Origin of the sequence: Kitasatospora sp. NPDC036755 (genome assembly GCF_040636595.1) — a bacterium.
GTDB lineage: Bacteria > Actinomycetota > Actinomycetes > Streptomycetales > Streptomycetaceae > Kitasatospora.
Map to the genome: position 1 here is coordinate 1 of NZ_JBEZUT010000032.1, position 15,831 is coordinate 15,831.

The 15,831-nt window shown below is 73.4% G+C and carries 12 protein-coding genes and 1 pseudogene; 8 read left to right on the plus strand and 5 right to left on the minus strand.

The window, feature by feature from the left end; all coding sequences use genetic code 11:
* Together AB0E96_RS07515 and AB0E96_RS07520 are read right to left on the minus strand one after the other, a co-directional pair.
* Positions 1-287: pseudogene (locus tag AB0E96_RS07515) on the minus strand (2-oxoglutarate dehydrogenase, E2 component, dihydrolipoamide succinyltransferase); the annotation flags it as partial.
* 58 nt (positions 288-345) lie between these two features.
* Positions 346-1,326, minus strand: a complete 981-nt coding sequence (locus tag AB0E96_RS07520; protein ID WP_359819789.1) for an aldo/keto reductase — start codon at positions 1,324-1,326, stop codon at positions 346-348.
* A gap of 239 nt (positions 1,327-1,565) precedes the next feature.
* Between AB0E96_RS07520 and AB0E96_RS07525 the strand changes: the two genes are divergently transcribed.
* Complete coding sequence (locus AB0E96_RS07525; protein WP_359819792.1) at positions 1,566-2,612, plus strand: LLM class F420-dependent oxidoreductase; 1,047 nt, start codon at positions 1,566-1,568, stop codon at positions 2,610-2,612.
* Positions 2,613-2,678: 66 nt separating this feature from the next.
* On the opposite strand, the gene AB0E96_RS07530 is transcribed toward AB0E96_RS07525, so the two are convergent.
* On the minus strand, positions 2,679-3,659 hold the full coding sequence (locus AB0E96_RS07530) for a magnesium and cobalt transport protein CorA (RefSeq protein WP_359819794.1): 981 nt from the start codon (positions 3,657-3,659) through the stop codon (positions 2,679-2,681).
* A gap of 137 nt (positions 3,660-3,796) precedes the next feature.
* Here AB0E96_RS07530 and AB0E96_RS07535 point away from each other — a divergent pair, with 137 nt between their 5' ends.
* The 6 genes from AB0E96_RS07535 to mshC all read left to right on the plus strand — a co-directional run bounded on the left by AB0E96_RS07535 (position 3,797) and on the right by mshC (position 9,590).
* Entirely contained in the window at positions 3,797-4,489 is a 693-nt protein-coding gene (locus AB0E96_RS07535) for an MSMEG_4193 family putative phosphomutase (protein ID WP_359819797.1), read from the plus strand.
* 197 nt (positions 4,490-4,686) lie between these two features.
* Positions 4,687-5,253 (plus strand): DUF3090 domain-containing protein, encoded by a 567-nt coding sequence (locus AB0E96_RS07540; protein WP_359819800.1) that lies wholly within the window; start codon positions 4,687-4,689, stop codon positions 5,251-5,253.
* A gap of 44 nt (positions 5,254-5,297) precedes the next feature.
* On the plus strand, positions 5,298-6,095 hold the full coding sequence (locus tag AB0E96_RS07545; RefSeq protein WP_359819868.1) for an SCO1664 family protein: 798 nt from the start codon (positions 5,298-5,300) through the stop codon (positions 6,093-6,095).
* A gap of 146 nt (positions 6,096-6,241) precedes the next feature.
* Positions 6,242-7,171 (plus strand): AraC family transcriptional regulator, encoded by a 930-nt coding sequence (locus AB0E96_RS07550; protein WP_359819803.1) that lies wholly within the window; start codon positions 6,242-6,244, stop codon positions 7,169-7,171.
* Between the two features lie 122 nt (positions 7,172-7,293).
* Entirely contained in the window at positions 7,294-8,130 is an 837-nt protein-coding gene (locus tag AB0E96_RS07555; RefSeq protein WP_359819806.1) for a carbohydrate-binding protein, read from the plus strand.
* 230 nt (positions 8,131-8,360) lie between these two features.
* Positions 8,361-9,590 carry a cysteine--1-D-myo-inosityl 2-amino-2-deoxy-alpha-D-glucopyranoside ligase gene (gene mshC, locus AB0E96_RS07560; RefSeq protein ID WP_359819809.1) on the plus strand — a complete coding sequence of 410 codons (1,230 nt, stop codon included), beginning with the start codon at positions 8,361-8,363 and terminating at the stop codon, positions 9,588-9,590.
* A 101-nt stretch (positions 9,591-9,691) separates the two neighbouring features.
* Here the strand turns inward: mshC and AB0E96_RS07565 are convergent, their stop codons facing one another.
* A complete protein-coding gene (locus AB0E96_RS07565) occupies positions 9,692-10,648 on the minus strand; it encodes a PAC2 family protein (RefSeq protein WP_359819812.1) in 957 nt (318 codons plus the stop codon).
* A 352-nt stretch (positions 10,649-11,000) separates the two neighbouring features.
* A complete protein-coding gene (locus tag AB0E96_RS07570) occupies positions 11,001-12,095 on the minus strand; it encodes a hypothetical protein (RefSeq protein WP_359819814.1) in 1,095 nt (364 codons plus the stop codon).
* Positions 12,096-12,238: 143 nt separating this feature from the next.
* On the opposite strand from AB0E96_RS07570, the gene metH reads away from it, so the two are divergent.
* Positions 12,239-15,751 carry a methionine synthase gene (gene metH, locus AB0E96_RS07575; RefSeq protein ID WP_359819816.1) on the plus strand — a complete coding sequence of 1,171 codons (3,513 nt, stop codon included), beginning with the start codon at positions 12,239-12,241 and terminating at the stop codon, positions 15,749-15,751.
* The last annotated feature ends 80 nt before the right edge of the window (positions 15,752-15,831 follow it).

A 15,831-nucleotide genomic window follows, 5' to 3' on the forward strand; every position in this document is an offset into this window, starting at 1 on the left:
GGGGCCGGGGCGGCCGGCTCGGGCTCCCCGGGCTCCGGGGCCACGGACGTCGGAGCCGCCGCCGGGGTCTCCCCGGCCGGCTCCTCCCCGGCCGGGGCTTCCGCCGGGCGTTCCACCATCGAGGCCTCCGCGCGGGCGGCGCCCGCCCGTGCGGCGCTCTCCGCGGCGTCCTCCGGCTGCATGCCGCGGATCCGCTGGGCCAGCTCCGCGAACTTGGCGGCCTTCTCCTCCGCGGTCAGCCGGGCCCCGGCGGTCACCTCCGGAGCGCCGTTCCCCGTGTCCGTCATCGTCGTCCGCTCCAAGGTCACTCCACTGCAGGTTCTGCTCGACAACCGGGCCCGGGGGTCACAGCTCCGTCCACCCCTGGTCCGGGTAGCGGTGCACCGGCGACGAGATGTCGTCCAGCGCACCACGGATCTCATCCGGAAGCGTAAGCGCCTCCACCGACAGCGCCGCCTGCAGCTGGGCCACCGTCCGGGCCCCGACCAGGGCGCTCGCCACCCCGGGCCGGTCCCGGACCCAGGCCAGCGCGACGGCCAGCGGGGTGCTGGCGAGCCCGTCGGCGGCGGTCGCGAGGGCGTCCACGATGCGTCGCGAGCGCTCCCCGAGGTACGGCTGGACGAACCCGGACAGGTAGGGCGAGGCGCCGCGCGAGTCCTGCGGGATGCCGTGCCGGTACTTGCCGGTGAGCACTCCGCGCCCGAGCGGCGAGCCGGCCAGCACGCCGACCCCGGCGTCCAGCGCGGCGGGCAGCGCCTCCCGCTCGATGCCGCGCTGGAGCAGCGAGTACTCCAGCTGCGCCCCGGCCAGCGGCACCCGGCCGTGGTGGGCGTGCTGCCGGCCGGCGGCCTTGGCGAGCTGCCAGCCGCTGAAGTCGCAGACCCCGACGTAGCGGGCGCGCCCGGAGGTGACGGCGATGTCGAGGGCGCTGAGCGTCTCCTCGACCGGGGTCGCCGGATCGAAGGAGTGCACCTGCCACAGGTCGACGTGGTCGGTGCCGAGCCGGCGCAGCGAGGCGTCCAGGGCGGCGAGCAGGTGGCCGCGCGAGCCGTCGAAGCGGCGGGCGGACTCCGGGACGCTGCCGGCCTTGGTGGCGATGACGAGTTCGGAGCGGGGGATCAGGCTGTCGGTGATCCGGGAGATCAGGTACTCGGCGCCGCCGTCCGCGTACACGTCGGCGGTGTCGACCAGGTTGCCGCCGGCGTCGACGAACTCCTTGAGCTGTTCGGCGGCCTCCTGCTCGTCGGTGTCGCGGCCCCAGGTCATGGTGCCGAGGCCGACCCGGGAGACCTGCAGGCCGGTACGGCCGAGGTGACGCTTTTCCATCGGACGGGCCCTCCACTGGCCGGTGGCCCCGGGAGCCCCGGCGGCCCTGTGAACGCGCAGGTGGGGCGAGCTCTCCCCACCTCGGCCGAGCGTAGCGGCCGGTGCGCGGACAGAGGTGCCGACCCGCAGAACGATCATCGGCTCCGGTGTGACCCAACCCACCCCTACCCGTCAGTAGCGCGTTCGGTCCGGGCATGGTTACCCTCGCCACAACCCCGACCCACTGGAAGGTGCGGCAGATGCGACTCGGTATCAACCTCGGCTACTGGGGGCTCGGCATGGACGCCGACAACATCGCCGTGGCCCAGGAGGCGGACCGGCTCGGCTACTCGGTCTGCTGGGCGGCCGAGGCGTACGGCTCGGACGCCGCGACGGTGCTCAGCTTCGTCGCCGCGAGGACCGAGCGGATCGACGTCGGTTCGGCCATCTTCCAGATCCCGGCCCGCACCCCGGCGATGACCGCGATGACCGCGGCGACCCTGGACACCCTGTCCGGCGGCCGCTTCCGGCTCGGCCTCGGCGTCTCCGGCCCGCAGGTCTCCGAGGGCTGGTACGGCGTGAAGTTCGACAAGCCGCTCGCCCGCACCCGCGAGTACGTGGAGATCATCCGCAAGGCGATGTCCCGCGAGCGCCTGGTGCACGAGGGCGCGCACTGGACGCTGCCGCTGCCCGGCGGCCCGGGCAAGCCGATCAAGCTGACCGTGCACCCGGTGCGCGAGCGCATCCCGCTGTACATCGCCGCGATCGGCCCGAAGAACCTGGAGCTGACCGGCGAGATCGCCGACGGCTGGCTGGGCATCTTCTTCTCGCCCGAGCACTCCGCGCTCTCCCTGGACGCGCTGACGGCCGGCCGCGCCAAGGCGGGGAAGACCCTGGAGGGCTTCGACCTCTGCCCGACGGTGAACATCGCGGTCGGCGAGGACGTCAAGGCCGCCGTCGACGGCCTGCGCTCCTACGCCGCGCTCTACATCGGCGGCATGGGCAGCAAGGAGAAGAACTTCTACAACCAGCTCACCCGGCGGATGGGCTACGAGCAGGCCGCCGACGAGATCCAGGAGAAGTACCTCGCCAAGGACTACGCGGGCGCCGCGGCGGCCGTCCCGCACGACCTGATCGACGCCACCTCGCTGATCGGCGACACCGCCCGGATCGCCGACCGGATGCAGGCCTACGCCGAGGCCGGTGTCAGCACCCTGACCCTGGCCCCGTCCGGGTTCACCCTGGACGAGCGGATCCTGGCGCTGCGCACCGGCGTCGAGGCGCTGGAGCGCGCCGGTCTGGCCTGACCGGGCGGGCCGGCGCGCCGGGCGAGGACGCGCCGGACGCGCCGGGAGGCCGGCGGGAGAGCGGAACTACAGCCAGTCGTGCCGCTTGAAGACCCGGTGCAGCACCAGGCACACCACGGTCATCAGCACCAGCACCGCCGGGTACCCCCAGATCTGGTGCAGCTCGGGCATGTGCTCGAAGTTCATCCCGTAGACGCCCGCGATCATCGTCGGCACGGCGGCCAGCGCCGCCCAGGCCGAGATCTTCCGCATGTCGTTGTTCTGCTGGACGCTGACCTGCGCCAGGTTGGCGCTCAGGATGTCGGACAGCAGCCGGTCCATGCCGTCCACCTGGTCGTTCACCCGGGCCACGTGGTCGGCGACGTCCCGCAGGTAGGGCGCGGTCTCGGGGCGGACGAAGCGGGCGCCGCGCTGCAGGGCCGTCATCGGCTCCAGCAGCGGGCCGGTGGCCCTGCGGACGGACATCACCTGGCGCTTGTAGCCGTAGATCCGTCCGGCGGTGTCCCGGCCGACCCGGCTGGGGGAGAAGATGTCGGCCTCCAGCTCGTCCAGGTCGGTCTGGAGCCCGGTGGCCACGTCCATGTAGCCGTCCACGACGGTGTCGCAGACCGAGTGCAGCACCGAACTGGGTCCGAAGCGCAGCTGCTCGGGGTCCGCCTCCAGGGCGGCCCGCAGGCCGCTGAGCGGGCTGTCCGCGCCGTGCCGGACCGTCATCACGAAGTCCGGGCCGAGGAAGACCATCACCTCGCCGACGGTGACGACGTGGCCGCCGGGGTGGTACCCGAGGGTCTTCAGGGCGACGAACAGCGAGCCCTGGTAGGCCTCCACCTTGGGGCGCTGGTGGGCGCTGACGGCGTCCTCGACGGCCAGCGGGTGGAGCGCGAACTCCTCGCCGACGTGGTCGAGTTCCTCGGCGGTGGGCTCGAACAGGCCTATCCAGACGAAGCCGTCCGGACCGGCCGCGCGGGCGGCGGCGAGCGCGCCGGCCAGGTCCTCGGGGGCCTCGATCCGGCGGCCGTCGTGATAGGCGGCGCAGTGGACGATCATGCGGGCCATTGTCACCCGATTCGGCCCGTACGGCACGGACCCGGGGGAGACCCGGGCCCACCGGCCGCCACCGGCCCGGGGCGGGCGGGCGGAGAACCCGGGTCCACGGCCGGGCCCGGAGGCCGTAGGCTGACCCCATGCCCACCCTGCTGCTCGTCCGCCACGGCCGCTCCACCGCGAACACCGCCGGAATCCTGGCCGGTTGGACGCCCGGAGTGGACCTCGACGACACCGGGCGCGCCCAGGCCGCGGCGCTGGCCGGCCGGCTGGCCGGCGTGCCGCTGGTGCGGGCGGTCAGTAGTCCGCTGGAGCGCTGCCGGCAGACGCTGGAGCCGCTGCTGGCGGTCCGGCCCGAGCTGGGTGCGCCGGCCGAGGACGAGCGGCTGGGGGAGTGCCACTACGGCGAGTGGACCGGCCGCCCGCTGGCCGAGCTGGCCGAGGAGCCGCTCTGGCGCACCGTGCAGGACCACGCCGCCGGGGCCGCCTTCCCCGGCGGGGAGTCGCTGCGCGAGCTGAGCCACCGCACGGTGGACGCGGTGCGCGAGTGGAACCGGAGGATCGCCGTCGAGCACGGCGAGGACGCGGTGTGGATCGCCTGCTCGCACGGGGACGTGATCAAGGCCGTGGTCGCCGACGCGCTCGGGCTGCACCTGGACCACTTCCAGCGGATCAGCGTCGAGCCGTGTTCGGTCACCGCGATCCGCTACACCCCGCAGCGGCCCTTCGTGCTGAGGATGGGTGACACCGGCGATCTCGCCTCGCTCGCCCCCCGGCCCGGCCCGGCCGCGGCCACCCCGTCCGGCGACGCCGTGGTCGGCGGCACCGTCTGAGCCTCGCCGCCGACGGGCCGCCCGGGGAGGCGCCGTTCGGGGCGGCACCGTCCGCTTCCCCGGGTGCCAACCGCCCCGCCGCCGTCGGCTCGGCTCCCCGGCCGGAGCCCGAAGGTCGTAGGGTGACTGATGAGTCCATCCGGCCGCGATCCGTCCCCGGCGGAACCGTGCCGACCGACACGATCCGGAGCGAGAGCGTGCCCCGTCAGGTCTTCTTCTACGACCAGCCCGAACGGTTCGTGGCCGGCACCCTCGGCCAGCCCGGTGCCCGGGCGTTCTACCTTCAGGCCAGCGCCCGGGGCCGGATCACCAGCGTGCTGCTGGAGAAGACCCAGGTCGCGGCGCTCGCCGAGCGGATCGAGGAGGTCTTGGACGAGGCGCTGCGGCGCAGCGGCGGGGACGCCGCCATCCCGGCCGCCGCCCCGAAGGACCTGCTCGATACCGCCCCGCTGGACCTCCCGCTGGAGCAGGAGTTCCGGGTCGGCACCATGGCCCTGGCCTGGGACAGCGTGGAGGCCTGCCTGGTGGTCGAGGCGCAGGCGCTGGTCGAGGACGAGGAGGAGGAGGCCGCCGAGGCGGTCTTCACCGACGACGAGAACGGCCCGGACATGCTGCGGGTGCGGCTGTCGGGCGCGATGGCCCGGGTCTTCGCCAAGCGCGCGCTGGACCTGGTCGCGGCCGGCCGCAAGCCCTGCCCGTTCTGCAACCTGCCGCTCGACCCGGAGGGCCACCTGTGCCCGCGCGCGAACGGCTACCGGCGCTGAACACCGACACCCCGCCGCAGGCCGACCCGTCGGCCGCCGCCGCGCTGGCCGCCGACGTGCCCACGGCCCTCGCGCTGCTGCGCCAGGGCGAGCTGACCGTGCACGGCCGGCTCACCGAGGCCTCCAACGCCGCGCTGTACTGCACGGTGGCGCACGGCTCGTTGAGCGCCCAGGCCGTCTACAAGCCGGTGGCCGGCGAGCGCCCGCTGTGGGACTTCCCGGACGGCACCCTGGCGGGCCGGGAGGTCGCCGCGTACGAGCTGTCCGCCGCGACCGGCTGGGCGCTGGTCCCGCCCACCGTGCTGCGCGAGGGCCCGCACGGGCCGGGCATGGTGCAGCTGTGGGTCGAGCCGGACCCGGGGGCCGAGCCGCTGCTGGCGCTCCAGGACCCGCGCGGCCCGGAGGCGGGCTGGCTGCCGATCGTCCGGGCCGAGGTCGAGGGCGGGCGGACCGCCCTGCTGGTGCACCACGACGACCGGCGGCTGCGCCGGCTCGCTGTCCTGGACGCGGTGCTCAACAACGCCGACCGCAAGGGCGGCCACCTGATCCCGGCGGCCGACGGCCGGGTGTACGGCATCGACCACGGCGTCACCTTCAACACCGAGGACAAGCTGCGCACCCTGCTCTGGGGCTGGGCCGGCGACCCGCTGCCGGAGGAGGCGCTGGAGGTGCTGGCCCGGCTGGCCGAGCAGTTGGACGGAGAGCTCGCCGAGCGGCTCGCCCCGCACCTGACGGCGGCCGAACTGGACGCCACCCGGGCCCGGGTGGCCGGGCTGCGCGACTCCGGCCGGCACCCGCTGCCGCCCGAGGACTGGCCCGCGATCCCCTGGCCGCCGGTGTAGAACACCTCGCGGGCCCGTTCCCCGGGCCCGCGAAAAGTCCAGGGGCGGGCCCCGGCGGCCCGCGCGGCCGGTGGGCCGGGCCAGTCTTCGAAAACGGCGGGCAGATGGTCTGGACCTTTCCCCGGAACAGGTCGCACACTGCTCCGATGGATGTGCGACGGACCACCCCCACCCCCCGAACCACGCCGGACCTGCCGTTGCACCGGTTACAGGTCCCGCTGCCCCACCTGCTCCCCTTCGCCATCGGCAGCTTCGACGCGATCGGCCCGCTCTCGCGGGCCGGCTTCCCCCACCGGCACTCGTTCTACGAGATCGTCCACGTCACCGGCGGCCACGGCGCCCACGTCCTGGACCTCGTCCACCGGCCGCTGGCGCCACCGCAGTTGTGCGTGATCACCCCCGGCCAGGTGCACTACTGGGCGGACACCGAGGAACTGACCGGCCGGGTCGTCCTGTTCAACGAGGACTTCCTGCTCGGCCACCCCCAGGACCTCGCCGCCCTGCGGGCCCTGGCCACCCGCCCGGCCCTCGCGCTCGGCGAGCAGGCCGACGCGGTCGCCGCGCTGCTCGGCGACATGGAGCACGAGTACCGGACCAGGGCGCCCGGCTACCAGGGTGTGCTGCGCGCCAGCCTGCACATCCTGATCGTCCGGGCGCTGCGCGCCTGTGCCCCGGTCGACCGCCCGGCGGTGCCCAGCCGGCCGGCCGAAGTGGCCGCCGCCTTCACCCGGTTGATCGCCCGGCCCGGCGGGGTGCGGCACTCGGTGGCCTCCACCGCGCAGGAGCTCGGCGTCTCCCCGGGGCACCTGCAGACCCTGGTGAAGCAGGCCACCGGCCGCACCCCCGGCGGGCTGATCCGCCGCCAGCAGACCCTGGAGGCCAAACGGCTGCTCGCCTGCACGGATTTGACGATCCGTCAGGTCGCCAAGGAGGCGGGCTTCGTCGACCCGGCGTACTTCTGTCGGTTCTTCCGCCGGGAGACCGGGATGACCCCGGGGGAGTTCCGGTCCAGGGTCGACGGAAATCACCACGATCCCCGGATCATGTCCATCGCGGTCGCACCCGACGGCCCGTAACTTTGCTGCTGGCCACCGGTGGCCGGTCCGGCGCGCGCGAACGGGCTGCCGGTCCGGCCCTTGTCATGCCCCCACCATGGCAAGGGCCGCCCCCACCCCGCCTCATGAGAAGGAGACGGCGCATGCCCACACCGCCCGACGGCATGATCAGCCGCAAGACCGTACTGAAGGCCGCCGCCGCGCTCGGGGCTGCCCCGCTGCTCGTCGGCGGCGGCGTCGCCCTGGCCCGGGACCAGATCAGCAGCGGCGAGCCGCTCGCTCCCACCCCCGAGTGCCACGATGGGGACGCCCCCACCATCGAGCAGATCGAAGGGCCGTACTTCAAACCCAACTCCCCGCTGCGCAGCTCGATGGTCAACGACGGCCCCGGCACCCACCTGGTCGTCAGCGGCTACGTCTTCGGCCGCGCCTGCCGGCCCATCTCCGGAGTGCTGCTGGACTTCTGGCAGGCCGACGACGGCGGCAACTACGACAACGTCACCTACACCTTCCGCGGCCACCAGTTCACCGACGCCAACGGCGCGTACAAGCTGGACACCATCGTGCCCGGCCTCTACCCGGGCCGCACCCGGCACCTGCACGTCAAGCTCCAGGCGCCCGGCCGCCCGATCATCACCACCCAGCTGTACTTCCCGAACGAGCCGCGCAACAACACGGACAGCATCTACGACCCCCGGCTGCTGATGAACGTCCGGCAGAACGGGTCGACCCGCGAGGCCAGCTTCGACTTCGTGCTGAACGTCGCGCAGACGCCCGGCACGCCGAGCCCGTCGCCCACGGTCACCCCGACCGGCGGCCCCAGCACGCCGCCGCCGGGCGGCACCTGGGCCGCGGGCACGGCGTACAAGGCGGGCGACCGCGTCACCTACTCCGGCGTCTCCTACACCTGCCTCCAGGCGCACACCGCCATGGCGGGCTGGGAGCCGCCGAACGTGCCGGCCCTCTGGCAGCGGTCGTAGCGGCTCCGACCGCGTCCCCCGGGGCGCCGGGCGCCCGGTCGGCGGCAGGGCCGACCGGGCGCTCAACCGCGTCCGGAGCCGGGGGCGGATTCCGGACACGGCCGGTTCCGCGACACGCCAGTTCCGTGCAGTACCAGTCGGGAATCCGCCAGGCAATGGCAGGAAGCGAATCCAGTCGATCTTTCGTACTGGTTAGGCTTTCAAATGTTCGCAAGGTTAAAGTTGTTTCCATGCATGCCTGGCCCGCCTCCGAGGTTCCCGCCCTGCCTGGTCAGGGGCTCCCCCTCCGTATCCACGACACCGCAGCGGGCACGGTCCGCGAGGTCGTGCCGCTGGACGGCACCGCCCGGATCTACGTCTGCGGCATCACTCCCTACGACGCGACCCACATGGGCCACGCCGCCACCTACAACGCGTTCGACCTGGTGCAGCGCGTCTGGCGGGACGCCGGTCACGACGTCCTGTACATCCAGAACGTCACCGACGTCGACGACCCGCTGCTCGCCCGCGCGGTCGAGACCGGCCAGGACTGGACCGCTCTGGCCGAGCGCGAGACGGCCCTGTTCCGCGAGGACATGACCGCGCTGCGCATGCTCCCGCCGGCCCACTACATCGGCGCCGTCGAGTCGATCCCGTGGATCGTCCCGATCGTCCAGAAGCTGCTGGCCTCCGGTGCCGCCTACGAGGTGGACGGCGACATCTACTTCTCGGTCGACGCCGACCCGCGCTTCGGCGAGGTCTCCGGCCTCACCCGCGAGGCGATGCGCCCGGTCTTCGCCGAGCGCGGCGGCGACCCGGACCGCCCCGGCAAGCGCAACCCGCTGGACGCCCTGCTCTGGCTGGCCGCCCGCCCGGGCGAGCCCGCCTGGGACACCGAGCTCGGCCACGGCCGCCCCGGCTGGCACATCGAGTGCGTCGCCATCGCCCTCCAGTACCTCGGCATGTCCTTCGACATCCAGGGCGGCGGCAGCGACCTCTCCTTCCCGCACCACGAGATGGGCGCCGCGCACGCCCAGGTCGCCACCGGCACCCACCCGTACGCCAAGGCGTACGTGCACGCCGGCATGGTGGCCCTGGACGGCCACAAGATGTCCAAGTCCCGCGGCAACCTGGTGTTCGTCTCGGCGCTGCGCCGCGAGGGCGTCGACCCGGCGGCGATCCGCCTGGCGCTGCTCTCGCACCACTACCGGGCGGACTGGGAGTGGACCAAGAGCACCCTGGACGACGCCGTCGAGCGCCTCGCCCGCTGGCGCGCCGCGGTCTCCCGCCCGGACGGCCCGTCGGCCGGGCAGCTGCTCGCCGAGGTCCGCGAGGCGCTCGCGAACGATCTGGACGCGCCCGCCGCGCTGGCCGCGGTCGACCGCTGGGCGGCCCTCCAGGACACCGAGGGCGGCACCGACACCGGCGCGCCCGGCCTGGTGACCCGCACCGTGGACGCCCTGCTCGGCGTCGCGCTGTAACCCGCACCCGCACGGAACGCCGAAGGGGCGTCAGGACACCTGGTCCTGACGCCCCTTCGGCACAGACGGGCCGGGCGGGCACAGACGGGCCCGGGCGGGCCCTACTCGTCCTCGGCGCCGTCCTGGCTCTCCCGGGCGGGGCCGCCCGGCGCCTCCGGGTCGGCCGGCCGCTCGGCGGTGGCGTGCCCGGCCACCGGCTTCTCGCCCGTCGGCCCGACGTTCTCCCGGCGGCGCAGGTAGCGCTCGAACTCGCGGGCGATGGCGTCGCCGGAGGCCTCCGGCAGCTCCGCGGTGTCCTGCGCCTCCTCCAGCTGCTGGACGTACTCGGCCACCTCGCTGTCCTCGGCGGCCAGCTGGTCCACGCCGAGCTGCCAGGCCCGGGCGTCCTCGGCGAGCTCGCCCGGCGGGATGCGCAGGTCCAGCAGGTCCTCCAGCTTGTTGAGCAGGGCCAGCGTGGCCTTGGGGTTCGGCGGCTGCGAGACGTAGTGCGGGACCGCGGCCCAGAGCGTCACGGCCGGCACCCCGGCGTGGGTGCAGGCCTCCTGGAGCACCCCGACGATGCCGGTGGGGCCCTCGTAGCGGCTCTCCTCCAGGTCCAGCCGGCGGGCCAGCTCCGGGTCGGAGGTGACCCCGCTGACCGGCACCGGGCGGCTGTGCGGGGTGTCCCCGAGCAGCGCGCCCAGGATCACCACCAGCTCGACGCCCAGCTCGTGCGCGAAGCCCAGCAGCTCGTTGCAGAACGAGCGCCAGCGCATGCTCGGCTCGATGCCGCGGATGAGAACGATGTCCCTGGTCGTCGGTTCGGTCACCCGGATCACCGAGAGCCGGGTGGTCGGCCAGGTGATCCGGCGGATGCCGCCGTCCAGCCAGACCGTGGGCCGGTTGACCTGGAAGTCGTAGTAGTCCTCCGCGTCCAGGGCGGCGAACACCTTGCCGTTCCAGGTCTCGTCCAGATGCGCCAGTGCCGCGGAGGCGGCGTCGCCGGCGTCGTTCCAGCCCTCGAAGGCGCAGACCATCACCGGGTCGATCAACTCGGGAACATCTTCCAGCTCGATCACCCAGCGTCTCCCTCCGGTCGGCGGTCGGACCTGCGCCGCCCCGGCTGGCCTGCCGGGGCGCCGACGGGCCGGCTGCCGACTGTCGAACCTCTCGTCTCCCATGGAACGCCTCGCTCCATGGTCCCTACCTGCCCAGCCTACGGGCTTTGATGCGCATGGCGGCCGGGCACCGGGACAGTCTGCGGGAGCGGGCGGTCGCGAGCCACCGGATATCGGCGGCCCCGGGCTGACGGTCCGTCAGGCGTTCACCGGGGGCGAGGAGTGTTCGACCTGCGACGCGGCGTGACGGGACAGGCCTCGGCGGGGCGTGACGGGCCGCGGCACGAGGAGCCGCGGCGGGCCGGGGCGGCCGCTACCCCGCGTCCGCCCACCCGTCGCGGTACGCCGCCCAGTGCTCGGGCCGCGAGGCGAAGTCCACGTACAGCGCGACCCCGAAGCCGGCCCGCCGCCGGTCCTCCCGGCCCAGGCCCAGCCGCACGCCCCGGACGGCGGCCCGGACGGTCTCGGCGTCTCCCCAGTGGCCCCACTTGTCGTCCCAGAAGAAGGGGAGCCCCATCAGCAGGTCCACGTCGGCGGGGGTCGCCCGCAGGGCCAGTTCGGTCTGCCGGGCGACGTAGCCGCCGTACAGCGGCTCGGTGGGCATCGAGGTGTCGTAGCTCATCACCGCGATCTGGTCGACCCGGCGGGCGGTCTCGGTGAAGTACGCCGCGTCCCACCACTTTCCGTGGCCGGTGAGCAGGATGCCGGCCGTGTGCAGGCCGGGGACGGGGTCGATCTGCGGGGCGGCCACCGACAGCTTCGCGCCGCGCTCCGTGGTGACGGGGCGGACCCGGTCGAGCAGCGCGAGCCAGCCGGCCGAGCCGGGGCGGATCGGCTCCATGTCGAAGTGCACGCCGTCGAAGCCGAGGTCCAGCACCTGGCGGGCGGAGGCGGTGATCCGGTCCCGAGTGGGGCCGTCCTCCAGGTCCAGGGCGTCCTTCTCCGGCTTGACCTCGTCGCCCAGCCAGCTCTGCAGTCGTACGCCGGGCAGCTCCCGGTGCACGGTGTCGGTGAACCAACGGCCCCGGGGGTGGACGGCGGGCGGCAGCGAGCCGTCGTGCTCCAGCGGGCCGGTGTGCACATAGAGGTCCCGGATGCCGGTTCCGGCCAGCTGCCGGCCCAGCTCGGCCACGTCGGCCTCGGTCTTGCGGCCGTCGACCCAGGCGTGGCCGAGCCAGAGCGCGTCCCGGCCCCGGGTGCGGGCGTCGGCGGCGGGCTCGCCGGTGTAGTGCAGCCGGAACACGGCGAACGCCGAGCCCAGCGCGGCGACCGGCACGGCCGCCACGAGCACCAGCACCAGCAGGGCACGGCGCCACCGGGACCATGCCCGCCAGCGGTCGCGCAGCGCGCGGAACGGGGCCGTCAGGGCCCGGCCCGCCCGCTGCGCGCAGGTCCGGAATCCGGCCACGCGCTTGCTCCCCCCTTGCGGTCGAGCGCTCAGGATACGGAACGGACCGGCGGGCCGAGCCGTGGGGCGGATACCCTGGCCACGTGCGTGCCCGACCAAGCGGGTTCGCAAAGCCGACAGCCGTCGCACCAGGGAGAAGCCCCATGGCCACAGCAGCCACCCCGTCCATCACTCAGCAGAGTCGCGCGAACGCGCTTCGTGAAGCACTCGCCACCCGGGTGGTGGTCGCCGACGGTGCCATGGGCACCATGCTCCAGGCGCAGGACCCGACGCTGGAGGACTTCCAGAACCTCGAAGGCTGCAACGAGGTCCTCAACGTCACCCGCCCGGACATCGTCCGCTCCGTCCACGAGGCCTACTTCGGTGTCGGCGTGGACTGCGTGGAGACCAACACCTTCGGCGCGAACTTCAGCGCGCTCGGCGAGTACGAGATCGCGGAGCGGATCTTCGAGCTGTCCGCGGCCGGCGCCCGGATCGCCCGCGAGGTGGCCGACGCCCACGCCGCCGCCGACGGCCGCACCCGCTGGGTGCTCGGCTCGATCGGCCCCGGCACCAAGCTGCCGACCCTCGGCCACGCCCCGTACGAGACCCTGCGCGACGGGTTCCAGGAGAACGCGGCCGGCCTGATCGCCGGCGGCGCCGACGCGCTGCTGGTCGAGACCAGCCAGGACCTGCTGCAGACCAAGGCCGCCATCCTGGGCTCCAAGCGTGCCCTGGCCGAGGCCGGGCTGGACCTGCCGGTGCTGGTGCAGGTGACGGTGGAGACCACCGGCACCATGCTGCTCGGCTCGGAGATCGGCGCCGCGCTCACCGCGCTGGAGCCGCTGGGCGTGGACTACATCGGCCTCAACTGCGCCACCGGCCCGGCCGAGATGAGCGAGCACCTGCGCTACCTCGCCAAGAACGCCCGGATCGGCCTGTCCTGCATGCCGAACGCGGGCCTGCCGGTGCTCGGCAAGGACGGCGCCCACTACCCGCTCTCCCCGGCCGAACTGGCCGACGCCCACGACGTGTTCACCCGCGAGTACGGCCTCTCGCTGGTCGGCGGCTGCTGCGGCACCACCCCCGAGCACCTGCGCCAGGTGGTCGAGCGGGTCCAGGGCCGTCCGATCGCGGTCCGTGAGCCGAGGCCGGAGCCCTCGGCGGCCTCGCTGTACCAGGCGGTGCCGTTCCGCCAGGACACCTCGTACCTGGCGATCGGCGAGCGCACCAACGCCAACGGCTCGAAGAAGTTCCGCGAGTCGATGCTGGCCGGCGACTGGCAGGCCTGCGTGGAGATCGCCCGCGACCAGATCCGGGACGGCTCCCACCTGCTGGACCTCTGCGTGGACTACGTCGGCCGCGACGGCGTCGCCGACATGAAGGAGATCGCGGGCCGGCTGGCCACCGCCTCCACCCTGCCGATCGTGCTGGACTCCACCGAGCCGCCCGTGCTGCGGGCCGGCCTGGAGGCGCTCGGCGGCCGCGCGGTGCTCAACTCGGTCAACTACGAGGACGGCAACGCCCCCGACTCGCGGTTCGGCCGGATCGCCTCGCTGGCCCGCGAGCACGGCGCCGGCCTGATCGCGCTGACCATCGACGAGAGCGGCCAGGCCCGTACCGCCGACACGAAGGTCGCGATCGCCGAGCGGCTGATCGCCGAACTCACCGCCGACTACGGCATCGACGAGGGCTCCATCCTGGTCGACTGCCTCACCTTCACCCTGGCCACCGGTCAGGAGGAGTCCCGCCGGGACGGCATCGAGACCATCGAGGCGATCCGCGAGCTCAAGCGCCGCCACCCCGCCGTGCAGACGACCCTGGGCCTGTCCAACATCTCCTTCGGCCTCAACCCGGCCGCCCGGGTGGTGCTCAACTCGGTCTTCCTGCACGAGTGCGTGGAGGCCGGCCTGGACTCGGCGATCGTGCACGCCTCCAAGATCCTGCCGATCTCCCGGATCCCCGAGGACCAGCGCGAGGCCGCGCTCGACCTGGTCTACGACCGCCGCCGGGACGGCTACGACCCGCTGCAGCGCCTGCTGGAGCTGTTCGAGGGCGTCTCCGCCGCCTCGGTGAAGGCCTCCAAGGCCGAGGAGCTGGCCGCGCTGCCGCTGGACGAGCGGCTGCAGCGCCGGATCATCGACGGCGAGCGGAACGGCCTGGAAGCCGACCTGGACGAGGCGCTGACCGTCCGCCCGGCGCTGGAGATCATCAACGACACCCTGCTGGCCGGCATGAAGGTGGTCGGCGAGCTCTTCGGCTCCGGCCAGATGCAGCTGCCGTTCGTGCTCCAGTCCGCCGAGGTGATGAAGACCGCGGTGGCCCACCTGGAGCCGTACATGGAGAAGTCCGACAGCGAGGGCAAGGGCACCATCGTGCTGGCCACCGTCAAGGGCGACGTCCACGACATCGGCAAGAACCTGGTCGACATCATCCTGTCCAACAACGGCTACAACGTGGTCAACCTGGGCATCAAGCAGCCGGTCTCGGCGATCCTGGACGCCGCGCAGGAGCACAACGCGGACGTGATCGGGATGTCCGGCCTGCTGGTGAAGTCCACCGTGATCATGAAGGAGAACCTGGAGGAGCTGAACCAGCGCAAGCTGGCCGCGAGCTTCCCGGTGATCCTCGGCGGCGCCGCGCTCACCCGGGCCTACGTCGAGCAGGACCTGCACGAGATCTACGAGGGCGAGGTCCGCTACGCCCGGGACGCCTTCGAGGGCCTGCGGCTGATGGACGCGCTGATCGCGGTCAAGCGCGGCGTGCCGGGCGCGGCCCTGCCGGAGCTCAAGCAGCGCCGGCACGCCCGGGTCGTGGTGGAGGAGCCGGAGCCCGAGGTCAACCTCGGCCAGATCCGCTCCGACGTCGCCGTCGACAACACCGTGCCCGCCCCGCCGTTCTGGGGCGACCGGATCGTCAAGGGCATCCCGTTCGCGGACTACGCCTCCTGGCTGGACGAGGACGCGCTGTTCAAGGGGCAGTGGGGCCTGAAGGCCGCGCGCACCGGCGAGGGCCCCTCGTACGAGGAGCTGGTGGAGACCGAGGGCCGGCCGCGGCTGCGGGCCTGGCTGGACCGGCTGCAGACGGAGGGCTGGCTGGAGGCCGCCGTGGTCTACGGCTACTACCCGGCCAACTCCAAGGGCGACGACCTGATCGTCTTCCACGATGACGGCACCGAGCGCACCCGGTTCACCTTCCCGCGCCAGCGGCGCGGGCGCCGGCTCTGCCTGGCCGACTTCTTCCGCCCGGAGGAGTCCGGGGTGCGGGACGTGGTGGGCCTCCAGGTGGTCACCATGGGCAACCGGATCTCGGAGGCGGCCAACGAGCTGTTCGCCGACAACTCCTACCGGGACTACCTGGAGCTGCACGGCCTCTCGGTGCAGCTGGCCGAGGCGCTGGCCGAGTTCTGGCACGCGCGGGTCCGCTACGAGCTGGGCTTCTCCGGCGAGGACCCGCAGGACGTCAAGGACATGTTCGCGCTCAAGTACCGCGGCGCCCGCTTCTCGCTCGGCTACGGGGCCTGCCCCGAGCTGGAGGACCGGGCCAAGATCGCCGAGCTGCTGAAGCCGGAGCGGATCGGCGTGGTGCTCTCCGAGGAGTTCCAGCTGCACCCGGAGCAGTCCACCGACGCGATCGTGATCCACCACCCGGAGGCGAAGTACTTCAACGCCCGGTAACCCCCGGTTTCCACCGCGTTCGCTCTTTCCGGACGAAGCGGGCGTATCCTGGATGATCCTGAACGGGCCGGTCCGCTCAC